General features: G+C 75.6%; 11 protein-coding genes. 1 reads left to right on the forward strand and 10 read right to left on the reverse strand.

The window, feature by feature from the left end:
- Positions 1 to 46: 46 nt before the first annotated feature.
- The 7 genes from RVR_RS06440 to pyrG form a co-directional block, all read right to left on the reverse strand.
- Entirely contained in the window at positions 47 to 1,276 is a 1,230-nt protein-coding gene (locus RVR_RS06440) for a segregation and condensation protein A (RefSeq protein WP_202232920.1), read from the reverse strand.
- Positions 1,277 to 1,444: 168 nt separating this feature from the next.
- Positions 1,445 to 2,068, reverse strand: coding sequence for a hypothetical protein (locus RVR_RS06445; protein WP_202232921.1), 624 nt, complete (start codon positions 2,066 to 2,068; stop codon positions 1,445 to 1,447).
- Positions 2,065 to 3,156 carry a ParA family protein gene (locus tag RVR_RS06450; protein WP_202232922.1) on the reverse strand — a complete coding sequence of 364 codons (1,092 nt, stop codon included), beginning with the start codon at positions 3,154 to 3,156 and terminating at the stop codon, positions 2,065 to 2,067. Before RVR_RS06450 ends, RVR_RS06445 begins: the two co-directional genes overlap by 4 nt.
- Before the next feature lie 261 nt (positions 3,157 to 3,417).
- Complete coding sequence (gene ald, locus RVR_RS06455) at positions 3,418 to 4,542, reverse strand: alanine dehydrogenase (protein WP_202238434.1); 1,125 nt, start codon at positions 4,540 to 4,542, stop codon at positions 3,418 to 3,420.
- A gap of 389 nt (positions 4,543 to 4,931) precedes the next feature.
- Entirely contained in the window at positions 4,932 to 7,160 is a 2,229-nt protein-coding gene (locus tag RVR_RS06460) for a tetratricopeptide repeat protein (RefSeq protein WP_237404602.1), read from the reverse strand.
- 1,222 nt (positions 7,161 to 8,382) lie between these two features.
- Complete coding sequence (locus tag RVR_RS06465; protein ID WP_202232923.1) at positions 8,383 to 9,006, reverse strand: NUDIX domain-containing protein; 624 nt, start codon at positions 9,004 to 9,006, stop codon at positions 8,383 to 8,385.
- 135 nt (positions 9,007 to 9,141) lie between these two features.
- Positions 9,142 to 10,797, reverse strand: a complete 1,656-nt coding sequence (gene pyrG, locus RVR_RS06470; RefSeq protein ID WP_202232924.1) for a CTP synthase — start codon at positions 10,795 to 10,797, stop codon at positions 9,142 to 9,144.
- Between the two features lie 535 nt (positions 10,798 to 11,332).
- Here pyrG and RVR_RS06475 point away from each other — a divergent pair.
- Entirely contained in the window at positions 11,333 to 13,147 is a 1,815-nt protein-coding gene (locus RVR_RS06475) for a glycoside hydrolase family 15 protein (RefSeq protein WP_272933135.1), read from the forward strand.
- Positions 13,148 to 13,278: 131 nt separating this feature from the next.
- On the opposite strand, the gene RVR_RS06480 is transcribed toward RVR_RS06475, so the two are convergent.
- The 3 genes from RVR_RS06480 to recN all read right to left on the reverse strand — a co-directional run bounded on the left by RVR_RS06480 (position 13,279) and on the right by recN (position 17,497).
- Complete coding sequence (locus tag RVR_RS06480) at positions 13,279 to 14,406, reverse strand: glycosyltransferase family 4 protein (RefSeq protein ID WP_202232926.1); 1,128 nt, start codon at positions 14,404 to 14,406, stop codon at positions 13,279 to 13,281.
- 252 nt (positions 14,407 to 14,658) lie between these two features.
- On the reverse strand, positions 14,659 to 15,489 hold the full coding sequence (locus RVR_RS06485; RefSeq protein ID WP_237404603.1) for a hypothetical protein: 831 nt from the start codon (positions 15,487 to 15,489) through the stop codon (positions 14,659 to 14,661).
- Positions 15,490 to 15,718: 229 nt separating this feature from the next.
- Positions 15,719 to 17,497, reverse strand: coding sequence for a DNA repair protein RecN (recN, locus tag RVR_RS06490; RefSeq protein WP_202232927.1), 1,779 nt, complete (start codon positions 17,495 to 17,497; stop codon positions 15,719 to 15,721).
- Positions 17,498 to 17,530 lie beyond the last annotated feature (33 nt).

Consider the following 17,530-nt stretch of genomic DNA (forward strand, 5'->3'; position numbering starts at 1 on the left):
ACGGGGGCGCCCGCGGCGGCCCGCGTGAGGTCGGTCACGTCGGTCATCACTGCTCTCCCTTCCCGGCCGCGCCGGGGTCGTCGGTGTCACCGGCGGACGAGCCGCCCCCGGTGGGCACGCCTCCGGCAGGCGCGCCCGTGCCGGCCGGACCGCTTCCGGTACGCGCGCCACCGGGGCGGCCGGGCGCCGGGGCGGCCTCCTGGTCGAACTCGTCGGTCACCAGCGGCGCCGTGTCCTCGGTGGCGCCCGTCCACCGCACCTGGAGCACGCCGAGCGCCTCCTCCTGGTCCAGCGCGACCGCCTTCTCCCGGTACAGCTCCAGCAGCGCCAGGAAGCGCGCCACGACCGTGAGGGTGTCCGCCGCGTCGGCGGTCAGCTCCCCGAAGCTCGCCGCACCGCGCTCGCGCAGCAGCGCGATCACGTGCTCGGCCTGTTCGCGCACGCTCACCAGCGGCGCGTGGATGTGGTCCACGTACACCTGCGGCCTCGGCTTGGGCTGCATCGCCTTGACCGCGAGCCGGGCGAACCGCTCGGGACCGATGCCCAGCACCACCTCCGGCAGCAACTCCGCGTGCTGGGGCTCCAGTCCGACGGTGCGCGGGTGGCGCAGCGCCTCCTGCTCCAGCCGCTCCGCGAAGATCGCGGCGATCTGCTTGTACGCGCGGTACTGGAGCAGCCGGGCGAACAGCAGGTCGCGCGCCTCCAGCAGGGCGAGGTCCGCCTCGTCCTCCACCTCGGCCGCGGGCAGCAGCCGGGCCGCCTTGAGGTCCAGCAGCGTGGCCGCGACCACCAGGAACTCCGTGGTCTGGTCGAGATCCCAGTCCGCGCCCATGGAGCGGAGGTGCGCCATGAACTCGTTGGTGACCTTCGACAGGGCGATCTCGGTCACGTCGAGGCGGTGCTTGGCGATCAGTTGGAGCAGCAGGTCGAACGGCCCCTCGAAGTTGGCGAGCCGGACGGTGAACCGGTCGCCGCTCCCCCCGGGTTCGGCGTCCCCGGGTTCGGTGGCCCCGGGTTCGGCGTCCTCGGGTGCTCCCCCGGGTTCTGCCGCGTCTCCCGGGCCGGCCTCGGCGCCCTCCGCCGCCGTTTCCGGCACGGACCCATGCTCCGGCACCGACGCATGTTCCGGGGCCGCCGGCTCCGCTGCCGCGGCAGGCTCCGGCTCCCCTTCCGCGGCGGACCGCGGTTCCGGGGCGGCCTCCGGCTCCGACGCCGCGACGGCGGCGGCGGCGCCGCGTCCGAGGCTGCGGCGGGGGGTGGCGGGTGAGGTAGGCATCGTGAGCAGGCTACTCGCCGGCGCGGGTCGGACCCGGTGCCTGCGACGGGAGCCGCGCGGGCTCAGGTGTGCGGTCGGAGGCGGCGGGAGCCGCGCCGCCTGCGGTCGGACCGGCGCACGGTCCGGGCGCTTCGGTGGCCGGGCACCGCGTGCGGTCCCGTGGACGGGTCAGCGGCCGCGCAGGCGGCGGACCAGGATGCTGGCGTCCCCGCGCGACTCGAGGTCGGCGAGGACCACGGCGACGGCCTCGCGGACGATCCGGCCGCGGTCGATGGCCAGCCCGTGTTCGCCGCGCAGCACCAGCCGGGCGTGTTCGAGGTCCATCAGCTCCTCCGCGGAGACGTAGACCGTGATCTTCTCGTCGTGGCGTTCGCGCCCGCTGGGGCGGCGGTTCTGCCGGGGCGCCTTGCGCCGCGCGGGCGCGGCGGGTTGGGGCGTCGCGGTGATCGGGGGCGGGGTGGGCTTCTGCGAGGTGACGGTCGCGGTGGCCACCGGGGGCGTGACCGTGGCGGCGGCCTGCACCGTGCCGCCGCGCTCGGGGCCGCGCTCCCCGGTCGGACGGCGCTGGCCGGGCGGCACGGGGTGCGCGCCGTCGCGGCCGCCGTGCTCGTCGGCGGGCGCGGACACCGCGCCGTTGGCCGTGGGGGCGGCGGGCGCGGCGCCGCCTGCCTGCGAGCCCGGGCCGCCGGAGCGCGCGTCGGCGTCCGCCTCTGCGCCGTGGGACGGCGAGGGTGCCTGGAGCGACGCACCACCGGTGGTCCGGAACAGCTCGTCGGCCCCCGGCAGACTCACTCGGCGTGGCACCGCGCGAGCACCTCCCTGGCGAGTTGGCGATAGGCGGCGGCTCCGACGGAGTTGGACGCGTACGTGGTGATCGGCTCGCCGGCCACGGTGGTCTCCGGGAAGCGCACGGTACGGCCGATGACGGTGTGGAAGACGTGGTCGTCGAATGCCTCGACCACCCGGGCCAGCACCTCGCGGCTGTGCACGGTGCGCGAGTCGTACATGGTGGCGAGGATGCCGTCGAGCTCCAGCTCGGGGTTGAGCCGCTCGCGGACCTTCTCGATGGTCTCGGTGAGCAGCGCGACCCCGCGCAGCGCGAAGAACTCGCACTCCAGCGGCACGATCACCGAGTGCGCCGCGGTGAGGGCGTTGACGGTGAGTAGGCCCAGCGACGGCTGGCAGTCGATGACGATGTAGTCGTAGTCGGACATCAGCGGCTTGAGGGCGCGCTGCAGCGCGGACTCGCGGGCCACCTCGCTGACGAGCTGCACCTCGGCGGCGGACAGGTCGATGTTGCTCGGCAGCAGGTCCATGCCGGGGACCGCGGTCTTCAGCAGCACCTCGTCGGCGGCCAGCCCGCGTTCCATCAGCAGGTTGTAGACGGTGATGTCGAGTTCCATCGGGTTGACCCCGAGGCCGACCGACAGGGCGCCCTGCGGGTCGAAGTCGACGAGCAGCACCCGGCGGCCGTACTCGGCGAGCGCGGCACCCAGGTTGATGGTCGAGGTGGTCTTGCCGACCCCGCCCTTCTGGTTGCACATCGCGATGATCTTCGCCGGCCCGTGGTCGGTGAGCGGGTTCGGGATCGGGAAGTACGGCAACGGGCGGCCGGTGGGGCCGACGCGCTCGCGGCGCTGGCGGGCGGCGTCCGGCGCGAGCGTGGCAGCGTACTCCGGGTCCGGCTCGTATTCGGCGTCCGGGTCGTAGAACTGACCGTCTTGCAGGTCGTGGTCGTCGTCGTAAGGAGCCATGGCGTAACCGGGGATTGTCTCCGTGGTCGTCGTCTCGGGCCGGCGGGAATCGAAGGTACGGACCGCAACGGAACCGACGGTCGTTCCTGGTTGACCACCCCCGGGAGCAAATGTCGACTCATTCACAAGTCGTCTTACCTCCTTGGTGACCAGGAAACATCTAGATAGGTCAGCGTGACTACAGCCGACGTTTCGCGACTCTATGGCGTGTCGGTGGTTCGCAGCAACACAATCCGCCGGACACGGCACGATGTGTCGGGAACGGAACACCCCTCTGTCAAGGGCGTAACCACGCGAACGGCGGGGTCTCGGTGGACAAGACCCCGCCGTCGGTGCGCAGTTGGTGCGAGCCGCAGCCGCGTGACGTTTTTTCGGACCTTCGTGCGGTCAGCCGAGCACCGTGTGCAGGTCGGCCGCGGGCAGGTCGTGCGCCTCGGCGACGGGACCGTAAACGACCTGGCCCTCATGGGTGTTGAGGCCGAGGGCGAGGGCGGCGTCGCGGCGCAGCGCCTCGCGCCAGCCGCGGTCGGCGAGCTCCACGATGTACGGCAGCGTCACGTTGGTGAGCGCGTAGGTCGAGGTGTTGGGCACCGCGCCGGGCATGTTCGCCACGCAGTAGAAGACCGAGTCGTGCACGGTGAAGGTCGGTTCGGCGTGGGTGGTGGGGCGCGAGTCCTCGAAGCAGCCGCCCTGGTCGATCGCGATGTCGACAAGTACCGAACCCTGCTTCATCCGCGAGACCAACTCGTTGGTGACCAGCTTGGGTGCCTTGGCACCGGGCACCAGCACCGCGCCGACGACCAGGTCCGCGTCGAGCACGGCCTGCTCCAGCGCGAGGGCGTTGGAGGTGATGGTCTGCACCCGGTTGCCGAACACCTTGTCGGCCTCGCGCAGTTTGTCGACATCCTTGTCGAGCAGGGTGACGTGGAAGCCGAGCCCGAGCGCGATGGTGGTGGCGTGCCAGCCGGAGACGCCGGCGCCGATCACCACGGCGCGGCCGGACTTCACCCCGGGCACCCCGCCGGGCAGCACCCCGCGGCCGCCCGCGGAGCGCATCAGGTGGTACGCGCCGACCTGCGGGGCGAGCCGCCCGGCGACCTCGGACATCGGGGCGAGCAGCGGCAGCCGGCGACCGGGCGTCTCGACCGTCTCGTACGCGATCGCGGTGGTGCCGGACTCCAGGAGCGCGTCGGTGCACGCGCGGGAGGCGGCCAGGTGCAGGTAGGTGAAGAGGACCTGGTCCTTGCGCAGTCGGTGGTACTCCTCGGCGACCGGCTCCTTGACCTTCAGCAGCAGGTCCGCGGCGCCCCACACCTCGTCGGCGGTGCCGAGCACGGCGGCACCCGCGGCCAGGTACTCCTCGTCGGGGATGGACGAGCCGCCGCCGGCGCCCCGCTCGACGACGACCTCGTGGCCGTGCCGGACGAGTTCGTGCACGCCGGCCGGGGTGATGGCCACGCGGAACTCGTTGTTCTTGACCTCGCGGGGGATGCCCACCTTCACGTCGATCACGGTCCTTGCACTCAGGAGGTTCGGGGAGGGTGCGCCCACACGTCCGGTGTACGGACATGGTGCGGCATCGCACGACACTCCGGACCTGACCGGCTTGTGTGCGGCGGAACTCAGTCTAGTGAAGGAGGAGCCGCTGTCCAGCCTTACAAAGTGGTGGGTTTGGCGGAGAGCATTGGCAGTTTCGTAGGCTGGTCGCCGCTACGGACGGAAAGTCCAGGTGCCGACTGGTCCGCAGCGCGAGACCCGCCGCCCCAGCCACCCCGGGCGCCGCCGGAGCCTCGGACCACCGGAGCCGGGGACCACCGGGGCCCCGGGCCAGCGGCGCCCCGGGCCAGTGGTGCCGCGGACCACCGGGGCCCCGGGTCGGCGACGAGCCCAGGGGCGCCCGGTCAGAACGCCGGGCGCTCACCCGCGCGCAGCAGACGGCGGGCGGCGGCGCGCTGGAGGTCGGCGCCCCCGGTGTCGCCGAGGTGCTGGAGCGCGTCGGCCATCCGCAGCAGCACGGCGGCCTCCAACCGCCGCTCGCCGACCTGGCGGGCGTAGTAGAGGGCGTCGCGGCAGGTGCGCAGCGCGTCCTCCGGCAGGCCGGCGTACTCCTGCACCCGCGCCGCCTCGGCCAGCGCCCGGGCCTGCGACGCCGCGTCGCCGAGCCGGCGGTGCACCCCGGCGGCCGCGCGCCACTCCCGCAGCGCGGGGCCGTGGCTGCCCAGGTAGGTCAGGACCGCGCCGATCCGGGCGTGCAGCCGGGCCTGGTCGGCGAGTTCACCGCGGCCCTGGCGCAGCGCGAGCGCGCGGCCGAACCAGTCGCCGGCCCGCGAGAGGTCCCCGAGTTCGAGGTGGCAGCCCCCGATCGCCTCCAGCACCCGGCCCTCCGCCCCGCTGTCGTCGGCGGCGCGGGCGGCTTCGAGCGCCCGGCGGTAGGAGGTGACCGCCTCCTCGGTCCGGCCCGCCTCCACGTCCAGGTCGGCGAGGTTGATCAGCGCGGCGGCCCGCTCGCGCGGCAGGCGGCGCCGCTCGGCGACGGTCAGGGCCAGGGTGTGCAGGGCGTGGCGGTCCGCACGGGTCGCGGGGCGGCGGGTGCCGCCCGCCGGTGCGGGGTCGCCCTCGGCGCCGGGGGCCGGCCCGCCCGCGGGCAGCGCGAGCAGGGCACGGACGAGAGCGGCGATCAGCCGGCGGGCGAGGGTGTCGAGTTCGCCGTCGGCCACGGCGGCGCGGGCCGCGGCCATCAGCGCGGGGCGGCGGGCGAGCAGCCAGCCGGCCGCGGCGGCCGGGGAGGTGAACCGCACGTTGCCCGGCAGCGCGTCGGCGCCGCCCTCGCGGGCCAGCGTCAGCCGGCACGACTCCAGCAGCCGTACGGTCCGCTCCAGCATCCGTGCCCGGGCCAACCGGACGTCCTGCGGACGGTCGGTGCCCTCCAGCAGGGCGCGCAGCAGCGGCACGAGGCAGCCCGGCACCCGGTACAGGCCCTCGACCGGGCCGCGGACCAGCAGTGCGGCGTCGGCGAGACCGTCGAGGGCGCGCTCGGCGGCGTCCACCGCGCAGCCGACCAGCGCGGAGGCGACGTGGGCGTCGATGCTGCCGGCCGGGGCGAGTACGAGGCTGCGCAGCAGGCGGGCGGCGGCCGGCGGCAGGACGCCGTAGGCGGCCCGGAAGGCGCGCAGCAGTTCGGGCGGGGCGGGAGGGCGGCGGGGCGCGTCCTGGTGCCCGGCGGTCGCACGTTCGCGCGCGGCCGATGCCCCTGCCGTCGCCCCTGCCGCCTCGCCGGGCGCCTCGGTGGGCGTGGGGCCCGGGGCCACGTCCGTCCCCGCGGCGGGCGGGGCGGGCGGCGGAACGGGCACCGCGGGCGGGTACGGCGTGCCGGGGAGCGCCCGCAGCCGGGCGGCCGCCTCGGACAGCGGCATGCGGGGCTGCGCCGCGAGCCATGCCGCCGCCAGGCGCAGCGCGGTGGGGTGCCCGGACAGTTCCTGGACGAGCGTCTCGGCGGCCCGCGGGTCGTTGGTGAGCCGGGTGCCGCCGGTGGTGTGGGCGATCAGCGCGAGGGAGGCGGGCGTGTCCAGGCCGCCGAGGGCGCAGGGGCGGACGTCGGCGACGCCGGGCAGCGGGCCGTCCGCGGTCGCCACGACCAGGCTGCCGGGCGCCTGCGGCAGCAGCCCGGAGAGCTGCTCGGCGCGCCCCACGTCGTCGAGCACCAGCAGCAGGCGGCGCCCGGCGGTGGCGGCGCGCAGCGCGGCCACCGGTCCCGCGGCGGGGTCGTCGTCCGTACGGCCCCCGGCTGCCTGCCCGGGGACGGCGGGGCGGGCGGCCGCGGGTCCGCGGGCGGCCAGGGTCCGGAGCAGCGCGCGGGCGGCGCGCTCGACGGGGACGGGGGCGCCGTCGGTGTCGGTCAGCGTCAGGAAGAACTGCCCGTCGGGGTAGGCCGCCGCGACCTCGCGGGCGAGCTTGACCGCCAGTTCGGTGCGGCCGGCCCCGGGCCGGCCGACGACCAGCAGCACCCTGGCGCGTTCCGGCCGCTTCCCGCCGGCCGCGACGAGCCCGGGCCCCACGATGTCGGCGCGCAACTGGGCCAGTTCCCGCCGGCGCCCCGCGAAGTACGGTGCGGACGCGGGCAGTCCGCGCACGTCGCCGCCAGGCTCCGTGGCGGGCGGATACGACGGGCGGGGCGGCGCCGCGGGGGCCGCGGAAGCGGCCGAAGCGGCGGGAGCAGAGGAAGCAGCCGGAACGCCGGGAGCCGGAACGGGCACCGCCCCGGTCCCGACGCGGACACCGGGACCGGCCGCAGCCGCCGCCGACGCACCTGGCCCGGGCCGCGCGACAGGCCCCGCCGCGGCCCGCGACGACGACGCACCCGGCGCGGAACGGACGACCGAACCCGCCGAGGCGCCGGCGCGGGTGGGTGGCGGTGTACCGGGCGCGCCCCCTTCCGCGTCGGCACCGCGCCACGGGGATCGGGGCTCGGACCCGGGCTCGGGCGCCCGGGCGGGTGGCATCGGGGCCGGGCTCTCCGCCGCGGCGCCCACCGGCTCGCCGACCGGCTCGCCCGCGGGCACGGCAGCCGCAGCCGGGACGTCGGCGCCGGACCGCCCACCCGCCGCCTCGCCGCGGTCTGCGGACGGTTGACGCTCCCCCGCCGCGGTGCCCTCGGAATCCCGCTCCCGCGGGCCGTGTGCCGGTGTCCCGGGCCCGACCGGCGCCGTCGGCACCGTCATCGCCGCCGCGTCGGCGTCCGACGCGGCGCGGGCGGGCCCGCCGCCGGTCCCGGCGTCGTCCACCGGCCTGTCGCCTTCGTCCCCCGGGTCGAGCGCGGCACCGTCGCCGGCCGGTCCGTCCGCCTCGGGCGCGACCGCCGCCGGCACCCGCTCGGGCTCCCGCGACGGCGGCTCCTGCCCGGCCGGAGCGGCGCCCTCCGTGGTCGGCGGCACCGCCGCCGGGTGCGGCCCCGGCTCCGCGGGGGTCCGCCCGGGCGCGGGGCTCCCCGTCTCGCCGGTGCTCCCCGCAGGGGACCGCCACGGGTCGAGGGCCTGGTCCGGCACTGGCACGCTCCCGGAGGTGAGGTGGTGCCCCGGGAAGGGGGCGCGTCGAGCCTAGTTCACGCCGGGCACCGCGCCCCTGGGCCCACGGCCGACGGCGGCGCCAATGATCACCCTTTCAGATCACCGCGCGCCCCTCGGGGCCCCGCGCGTCCCCGGGCCCTCCCGCGACCGCCGACCGCCGACCGCCGCACCCCGCCACGCCGTGACCGGACCCCGCCATGCCGTGAGGCCGTCCGCCCGGCCGCGAAAGCACCCGCCGCACCGTGGAAGCGCCCGCACCGTGAAAGCGCCGGCACCGTGAAAGCGCCCGCTACGCCGTGAACGGGCGCGCCGGCCACGGCGACTCCGCCGGCCGCAGCGCGTCCAGCCCGTCCGCGGCGAGCGCGGCGTTCAGCGCGAGCACCCCGACCACCAGGCAGCTGTTGTGGAGTTCGCCCGCCAGCACCCCCTGGACCAGTTCGGCCAGCGGCACCCGCGCGTACTCCAGGTCGGCCTCCTCCTCGCTGACCTCGAAGCGCTCGCCCTCGGCCTCGGAGACGCCGCGGGCCAGGAAGACCCGCACGGCCTCGTCGGAACCGCCGGGCGAGGTGTAGATGTCGGCGAGCACCCGCCAGTCGTCCGCCTTGACGTGCGCCTCCTCGTACAGCTCGCGCTGGGCGGCGTGCAGCGGGTTCTCGCCGGGGATGTCGAGCAGTCCGGCGGGGATCTCCCACAGCTTCCGGCGGACCGGGTGCCGGTACTGCTTGAGCACCAGGACGCGGTCGGCGTCGTCGAGGGCGAGGACGGCGACGGAGCCGGGGTGGACCTGGTAGTCACGGCTGACGGTGGAACCGTCGGGCATCACCACCTGGTCGGTGCGCACGCCGGTCTTCTTGCCGGTGAACGGCGTGGAGGTGGCCGTGACCTGCCACTCCTGCGGAGTGTCCTGGAGCATGCTGCGCCTTCCGGGATGTCAGGGGGTCGGGATCGCCGCCCGGCGCGCGGGACGCCGGGCGGGAGGTCGGGCGGGAGGTCGGCGGCGGATCCGCGGTCTGGTCCGCGGTCTGGTCCGCGGCGGGTCGGCGACGGGTCAGCGGTGCGCCTGGGCCGCGACCGCGGCCTTGACCAGGCCGGCGAACAGCGGGTGCGGCCGGGTCGGCCGGGACTTCAGCTCCGGGTGCGCCTGGGTGGCCACCAGGTAGGGGTGCACGTCGCGCGGGTACTCGACGTACTCCACCAGCTTGTCGTCGGGCGAGGTGCCGGAGAAGACCAGGCCGGTCTTCTGCTCCAGCTCGGAGCGGTAGGCGTTGTTGACCTCGTAGCGGTGGCGGTGCCGCTCCTCGACGCGGGGCCGGTCGCCGTAGACCTCGCGGACGATGGAGCCCTCGGCGAGCTGCGCGGGGTAGGTGCCCAGCCGCATGGTGCCGCCGAGGTCGCCCTTGCCGTCCACGATGTCGAGCTGTTCGGCCATGGTGGAGATGACCGGGTGGGCGGTGGCCGGGTCGAACTCGGTGGAGTTCGCGTCGGCGATCCCCGCCAGGTTGCGGGCGGCCTCGATCACGATGCACTGGAGGCCCAGGCACAGGCCGAGCAGCGGGATGCGCCGCTCGCGCGCGTAGGTGATGGCGCCGACCTTGCCCTCCACGCCGCGGTCGCCGAAGCCGCCGGGCACGCACACCGCGTCGACGCCGGCGAGCTGCGCGGCGGCTCCCGCCGGTGTCTCGCAGTCGTCGGAGGCGACCCACTTCACGGTGACGCGGGCGTTGTTCGCGAAGCCGCCGGCCCGGATCGCCTCGGTGACCGACAGGTAGGCGTCGGGCAGGTCGATGTACTTGCCGACCAGGGCGACGGTGACCTCGTGGGCGGGCTCGTGCACCCGCCTGAGCAGGTCGTCCCACTCGGTCCAGTCCACGTCGCGGAAGGGCAGGTCGAGGCGCCGCACCACGTAGGCGTCCAGGCCCTCGGTGTGCAGGACCTTGGGGATGTCGTAGATCGAGGGGGCGTCGATCGCGGCGACCACCGCGTCCTCGTCGACGTCGCACATCAGGGAGACCTTGCGCTTGATGGCGGTGGGCACCTCGCGGTCGGCGCGCAGCACGATCGCGTCGGGCTGGATGCCGATGTTGCGCAGGGCCGCCACCGAGTGCTGGGTCGGCTTGGTCTTCAGCTCGCCGGACGGGCCGATGTAGGGGAGCAGGGAGATGTGCACCACGAACACGTTGTCGCGGCCGACCTCGTGGCGGACCTGGCGGACCGACTCCAGGAAGGGCAGCGACTCGATGTCGCCGACGGTGCCGCCGACCTCGGTGATGACCACGTCGACGTCCTCGCCGGCCATCCGCCGGATGCGGGACTTGATCTCGTTGGTGATGTGCGGGATGACCTGGACGGTGTCGCCGAGGTACTCCCCGCGCCGCTCCTTGGCGATCACCGAGGAGTAGACCTGGCCGGTGGTGACGTTCGCCGACCCGGCGAGGTTCACGTCGAGGAAGCGCTCGTAGTGGCCGATGTCGAGGTCGGTCTCGGCGCCGTCGTCGGTGACGAAGACCTCGCCGTGCTGGAACGGGTTCATCGTGCCCGGGTCCACGTTGAGGTACGGGTCGAGCTTCTGCATGGTGACGCGCAGGCCGCGTGCCTTGAGCAAGGCGCCGAGGCTGGAGGCGGTGAGCCCCTTGCCCAGCGAGGAGGCCACCCCACCGGTGACGAAGATGTGCTTGGTCGTCGTGGATTTCGGCGCAGTTGCCAAGAGGGGGCTCCCGTGGTCGCGAGGTGAGTGTCGGGACGGCGCTCGGTCTTGTCGCGCCGTCGCGGCGGTTCAGTGGTTCACAGCCCACCGGCCCACGGGCTACCAGGGTATCAGCGCCCGCGGGCGCGGACGGCGACAGGCGCGGGCCGCCGGTGCGTGTGCGCGGCGCGACGACCGCATGGCGATGATGTGAGGAAACCGTGGTGACCGCGCGGACACGGGGTGCCGATCGCGTGCGCGCCGGCCGGCGTGCGAGGCTGGACGGCGGGCGGACACCGTGCCTGCCTGCGGCGATGTCCGATCCGCGCGGGCCGGCGGGCGTGGCCGTACGACCGGCGCGGCGAAGATCAGCGAGAGGCGCACACCGTCGGCCGCGAGGACGTATTCTGCTCGAACGCATTGCGCGAGCGACCGGCACGGCACATCCCCGCCCCCCTCCGGATCACTAGCTCGTCCACAGTTCCAGAGCTGACTTTGCCGAAGGAATTGCCCCCATACCGCAAGACCGTCCCAGCGGGGGCGGCGCCGTGTTCGACTGGAGTTTCACGTGGCAGGGCGTATCGAGGACTACGCACTCATCGGTGACATGCAGACCGCAGCGCTGGTCTGCAGGGACGGCACCGTCGACTGGCTGTGCCTGCCCCGGTTCGACTCGCCGGCGGTCTTCGCCGGCCTGCTCGGCACCGATCAGCACGGCTTCTGGCGGATCGGTCCGGCCGTGCCCGAGGGCGAGAAGACGCCGGACGCGACCCGCCGTCACTACCGTGGCGAGTCGCTGGTCCTGGAGTCGGAGTGGGACACCGGCAGCGGCACCGCGCGGGTGGTCGACTTCATGCCGCCGCGCGACGGCGCTCCGCAGGTGATCCGGATAGTGGAGGGCGTCAGCGGCCGGGTGGCGATGCGCTCCTCGCTGCGGATGCGCTTCTCCTACGGCCAGGTGGTGCCGTGGGTGCAGCAGGTCGGCGACCGCACCGTCGCGGTGGCCGGCCCGGACTCCGTGTGGCTGGACACCGATGTCGAGACGTACGGCGAGGACCTGACGACGTACAGCGACTTCACCGTGTCGCCCGGCGACCGGTACTGCTTCACGATCAGCTGGGAGCCGTCGCACAAGCCGCAGCCCTCGCTGCCCGACCCGCAGGGCTCGCTCACCGCGACCGAGGACTTCTGGCGGGAGTGGGTCGAGCAGTGCACCTACTCCGGCCCCTACCGCGAGGCCGTCATCCGGTCGCTGATCACGCTCAAGGCCCTCACCTACGGGCCGACCGGCGGGATCGTGGCCGCCCCCACCACCTCCCTGCCCGAGGACATCGGCGGGGTGCGCAACTGGGACTACCGCTTCACCTGGCTGCGGGACGCCGCGATCACCCTGTCCTCGCTGCTGCGCACCGGCTACCGCGAGGAGGCCCGCGCCTGGCGCGAGTGGCTGCTGCGCGCGGTGGCCGGCGATCCGGAGAACCTCCAGATCATGTACGGCATCGCCGGCGAGCGCGAGCTCGGCGAGAACATGCTGCACTGGCTGCCCGGGTACGAGGGGTCCTCGCCGGTGCGGATCGGCAACGGCGCCGCCCACCAGCTCCAGCTCGACGTCTACGGCGAGGTCACCGAGGCGCTTCACCTGGGCCACATGACCGGCCTGGCGCGCAACGACTACGCGAGCGTGCTCCAGCTCAAGCTGATCCGCTACCTGGAGAAGCACTGGATGGAGCCCGACGAGGGCATCTGGGAGGTGCGCGGCCCGCGCCGCCACTTCGTGCACTCCAAGGTGATGGCCTGGGTGGCCGTCGACCGCACCGTCAAGCTCATCGAGTCCGGCGAGATCGAGGGCCCGCTGGAGGAGCTGAAGGAACTGCGGGACGAGATCCACTACGACGTCTGCGAGAAGGGCTACGACCGGGAGCGCAACACCTTCACCCAGTCCTACGGCTCCCGGGAGCTGGACGCCTCGCTGCTGCTGATCCCGCAGATGGGCTTCCTCCCGCCGGACGACAAGCGGGTGATCGGCACCATCGAGGCGATCCAGCGGGAGCTGTCCACGGAGGACGGGTTCGTGCTGCGCTACCCGACGTCGAGCGTCGACGAGAACCTCGACGGGCTGCCCGGTGACGAGGGGGCCTTCCTGGCCTGCTCGTTCTGGCTCGCGGACGACCTCGCGATGATCGGGCGGGTGCAGGAGGCGCGCCGGCTGTTCGAGAAGCTGCTCGCCCTGCGCAACGACCTCGGGCTGCTCGCGGAGGAGTGGGACCCGCGCCGCCAGCGCCAGGTCGGGAACTTCCCGCAGGCGTTCAGCCACGTCCCCCTCATCGACACCGCCCTGCGGCTGACCGCCTGCGGCGCCTTCGAGGGGTAGGCCCGGGCCCGGACCCACCGGGGGGCCCACCGGGGCGGGCGGTTCCGACGGTTCGGCACCACCCGCCCGGCGACGGTCGCACGCGCCGTTCCCCGCGCCCCTGGGCGGGTGCGGGCGCCTCCGCGGCATGCTCAAGGAGCCGTCAGCTCGTCGTAGACGCTGAGCACCTGGGCGACGGTGTCGTCCTCGGTGGGCCAGGTCGCCGCCTGGGCGCGGCCGGCGATGGCGAGGGCGGCCCGCCGGTCGGCGTCGGCCAGCAGGTCGGTGACCGCTCGGGCCAGGACGTACGGGTCGCCGTAGGGCACCAGCAGGGCCGCGTCGCCGACGAGTTCGGGGGTGCCGCCGACCGCGGTGGCGACCAGGGGGACGCCCGCGTGCAGCGCCTCCTGGGCGATCAGCGGGCGTCCCTCCCACCGGCTGGGCAGCACCACCAGGTCGGCGGCGGACAGCAGTTCGGGCACGTCGTCGCGGCGGCCGAGCAGCACCGCCGGCAACTTCTCGGCGTCGATGCGGTGTTCCAGCGCCGTCCGCTCCTGCCCCTCCCCCGCGATCGCCAGCAGCGGCCGCGCCTCGGAGTCGGCCCAGTGCGAGGCGGCCGTCAGCAGGAAGTCGTAGCCCTTGGCCGGCTCGAGCCGGCCGACGGACAGCAGCAGCGGCCGCTCCTCGGCACCGAACTCGGCCCGCACCTGCTGCTTCCTGCGCTCCCCGTCGGCCGGCGGCATCGGCGGACGGGCCCGTGGCCGCGGTACGGCCGCGGGTGCGAGCCGCACGTCGCGCGCGCCGTGGCCGCGCGCCCGGTCGACCAGGTCGGAGGAGACCCCGAGCACCACGGTGGCCGCGCGGACCGCCCGCCGCTCCAGCCAGCGCGCCGTCAGCCCGGCCCGGCCCGCCGCGGGGGTCTCGCCGCCGTGCCAGGTCACCACCAGCGGCACCCGGCGGCCGCCCAGCGCGAGCGCGGCCAGCAGCCCGGCGCGCAGCCCGTGGGCGTGGACCACGCCCGCCCGGGCGCACGCGGTCCGCAGTGCCGCCACCGCGGGGGCGTCGGCGGCCGCGGAACGGCCGACCTCGACCGGGCGGAAGCGGGCGCCGGCGCGGGCGAAGCCGTACTCGGCGTCGGTGCCGGCCGGTCCGCAGACGGTGACGTCCACCCCGCGGGCGACGAGCCCGGCGGCCAGCGAGCGGACGTGCGCGCCCGCCGCCGCGCCCAGCACGTGCACGGCGTGGAGCTGCCCCTGGACGGGGTGCGGGCTGCTGCTCACGCGGGTGGGGCTCCTGACTCGGCGGGCGGGGGCACGGGCGCGGTCGACGCGGACACGGCGGGCGTGCGCGCGAGCGACGCGGACTGGCTGGACGTGAGCGCGGTCGACGCGGACCCGCCGGACACGGCCGGCGCGGGGGCGGTCGACGCGGACTCGGCGGGCGCCGGTCGGGGCGCCCGCTCCAGCATGCCAGGCCCTGGCCCGGGCCTGACCGCCCAGGAGGGCATCATTGCCGCCTGTGCGTGCCCCGGATCACCCATTCGGGTGGGGCGTGCGGCCCCAGGCGTCGAACCGGCGTACCACCGGCGCGCTCCAGAACCGCTGCCCCGCGCCGGCCCGGTCCCCCGCCGCGGCCAGGGCGACCACGAGCGCCGCGTGGGTGACCAGCGCGCCGCGCCCGTCGGCGAAGGCGAGGGCCGCGCCCAGCGCCGCGCCCAAGGCGTGGGCGCCGGCGTCGCCGAGCATCGTCCGCTCGTGCAGGTCGTCGCCGAGCACGGCGGCGGCCGCGCCGAGCGGCGCGGAGGCCAGCACCGCGCCCGGGCCTCGCCGCAGCAGACCCGGCAGCCCGGCGGTGATCACGGCCTTCGCGGCGCGGCCGGGCGCCACGTCGGCGAGGTTCACCGCGTGCGCGCTGCCGGCGATGACCACACCGGCCAGGACCTGGTCGAGCGGCCGGGCCTTCAGCAGCACCCCCGCGGCCAGGCCCGCCGCACCGATGCCGAGCAGCTTCACACCGCCGGAGGTCAGGCGCCGCTCGCGCAGTGCCTCCAGGTGCGCCGCGAAGCCGCGTTCGCCGGGGACGCCCTTCTGGTCGTCGTAGGCCCCGCACGCGCCGGCCGCCAGGGCCGCGCCGACCGCGGCGACACGGGCGCGCACGCTCACCCCGCGGGCCGCGGCCATCGCGGTCGCGGCGCCCGCGGCCGCCGCCAGCCCCCCGTACAGTTCCACACCGCGACCGGCGTAGTTGGTGCGCTGCCACATCCGTGCCTCGACCGGGGGCCTGCGGCGCAACTGCTGGTAGGCCGCCCTCGTGGCCGCGGCCGCCGCCGCGGCGACCGATACGTACCCGCTTCTCGGGTTCACCGTGTGCGGCTCCTCGCCGTAGTCGATCGCGTTCCGCGCCCGGGCGCGGCGCCGTCGCGGCCCGTCGCGCGGTGCGTCCCGCGCGGCCCCGGCCGGACCGGCCCCGGGCAGGCGGGAGGCCGGCGGCCGCCGGCCGACAGGGCCGGCCCGGTGCGGCCGTACGCGGCGGGCCCGCCGCCCCGGACGGACGGAACGGGGTGCCCCCGGCGACCAGGGGCACCCTCGACCATCAGCGGGACGCCTTGGCCGCGGCGAGGAGTTCCTCGGCGTGGGCGCGGCCCAGCTCCGAGTCCTCCAGCCCCGCGAGCATGCGGGACAGCTCGCGGACCCGGTCCTCGCCTTCCAGGACGGATACCCCGCTGCGGGTGACGGACCCGTCGTTCGTCTTCTCGACCAGCAACTGCCGGTCGGCGAACGCGGCCACCTGGGGCAGGTGGGTGACGACGACGACCTGGGCGGTGCGCGCCAGCCGGGCGAGCCGCCGGCCGACCTCGACCGCCGCCTTGCCGCCGACACCGGCGTCCACCTCGTCGAAGAGGTAGGTGGGCACCGGGTCGGAGCCGGCGAAGACCACCTCCACCGCGAGCATCACCCGGGACAGCTCACCGCCGGAGGCGCCCTTGGCGATCGGCCGCGCGGGCGAGCCCGGGTGCGGGGCGAGCTGCAACTCGACCTCGTCGGCACCGGTGGGGCCGCAGAGCACCGCGCGGCCGCCGACCTCGATCCCGGTCGCGGGGTCGGTCGCCTCGGTCTGCCGGATGCCGACGGTGACGCGGGCGTGCGGCATGGCCAGTTCGGCCAGTTCGGCGGTCACGGCGACCGCGAACCGCTCGGCGGCCTCCGTGCGCGCGTCGGTCAGGCGCTGGGCGAGGTCGCCGAGCTGACCGAGCAGCCCGTCGCGTTCCGCGGTCAGTTCGGCGATCCGCTCGTCGTCGCCCTCGAGTTCGTCGAGCCTGGCGGCGCCGCGCTCGCCCCAGGCGAGGACCGCGTCGATGCCGCCGCCCGCCTCCGCGTCGGCGGTGTCCGCGCCGTACTTGCGGACGAGGTGGGCCAGCACGGACCGCCGCTCCTCGACCGCGGCCAGCCGCAGCGGGTCGGCGTCGAGGTTGTCGGCGTATCCGGCCAGCTCGCCCGCGACGTCGCCGGCGAGGATGCCGATCTCGCCGAGCCGGACCGCGAGGTCGGCCAGCACCGGGTCATGGGAGCTGACCGCGTCCAGCGCGCGCTGCGCGGCCGCCACCAGGGTGCCCGCGTCGACGCCCTCGGGGTCCTCCGGGTTGCCGGCCAGGCCGGCGTGCGCGAGCGTGGCCGCCGACGCGAGCGCCTCCGCGTTGCCCAGGCGCTCCGCCTCCGCGGCGAGTTCGGCGTCCTCGCCGGGCAGCGGCTCGGCCGCGGAGATCTCCTCGACGCCGAAGCGCAGCAGATCCGCCTCCTGGGCGCGTTCCCGGGCGCGGGTGGTCAGCTCGTCGAGCCGGTCGGCGACCTCCCGCAGCCGGCGGTACGCGGTGGCGTACGCCGCCAGCGGTCCGGCGACGGCGTCACCGGCGTAGCGGTCGAGCGCCTCGCGCTGCCGAGCGGGGCGCAGCAGGCCCTGCTGGTCGGTCTGGCCGTGCACCGCGACCAGCTCGTCGGCGAGTTCGCCGAGCAGGCCGACCGGCACGCCGCGGCCGCCCACGTGCGCGCGGGACCGTCCCTCGGCCGAGACCGTACGGCTGATCAGGAGCGCGCCGTCGTCCAGTTCGGCGCCCGCCTCCGCGGCGCGCACCGCGGCCGGCGCCCGCGGGTCGAGGGCGATCCTGCCCTCGACCACCGCCTGCTTGGCGCCGATCCGCACCAGCGCCGGGTCGGCGCGACCGCCGAGCAGCAGCCCCAGGCTGGTGACGACCATGGTCTTGCCCGCGCCGGTCTCGCCGGTCACCGCGGTGAAGCCGGGCGACAGCTCCACCACGGCGTCCTCGATGACTCCGAGCGACCGAATCCGCATTTCCTCCAACACGGATACGACCATACGAGGTTTCGGCTGGCCGTGGGACCGCGCGGG

Origin of the sequence: Streptomyces sp. SN-593 (assembly GCF_016756395.1) — a bacterium.
GTDB classification, from domain to species: domain Bacteria; phylum Actinomycetota; class Actinomycetes; order Streptomycetales; family Streptomycetaceae; genus Actinacidiphila; species Actinacidiphila reveromycinica.

Coding starts and splice junctions, on each gene's coding strand:
- RVR_RS06440 (WP_202232920.1), bottom strand. CDS start 1,276: ATGCCTACCTCACCCGCCACCCCCCGCCGCAGCCTCGGACGCGGCGCC.
- RVR_RS06465 (WP_202232923.1), bottom strand. CDS start 9,006: ATGCTCCAGGACACTCCGCAGGAGTGGCAGGTCACGGCCACCTCCACG.
- recN (WP_202232927.1), bottom strand. CDS start 17,497: ATGGTCGTATCCGTGTTGGAGGAAATGCGGATTCGGTCGCTCGGAGTC.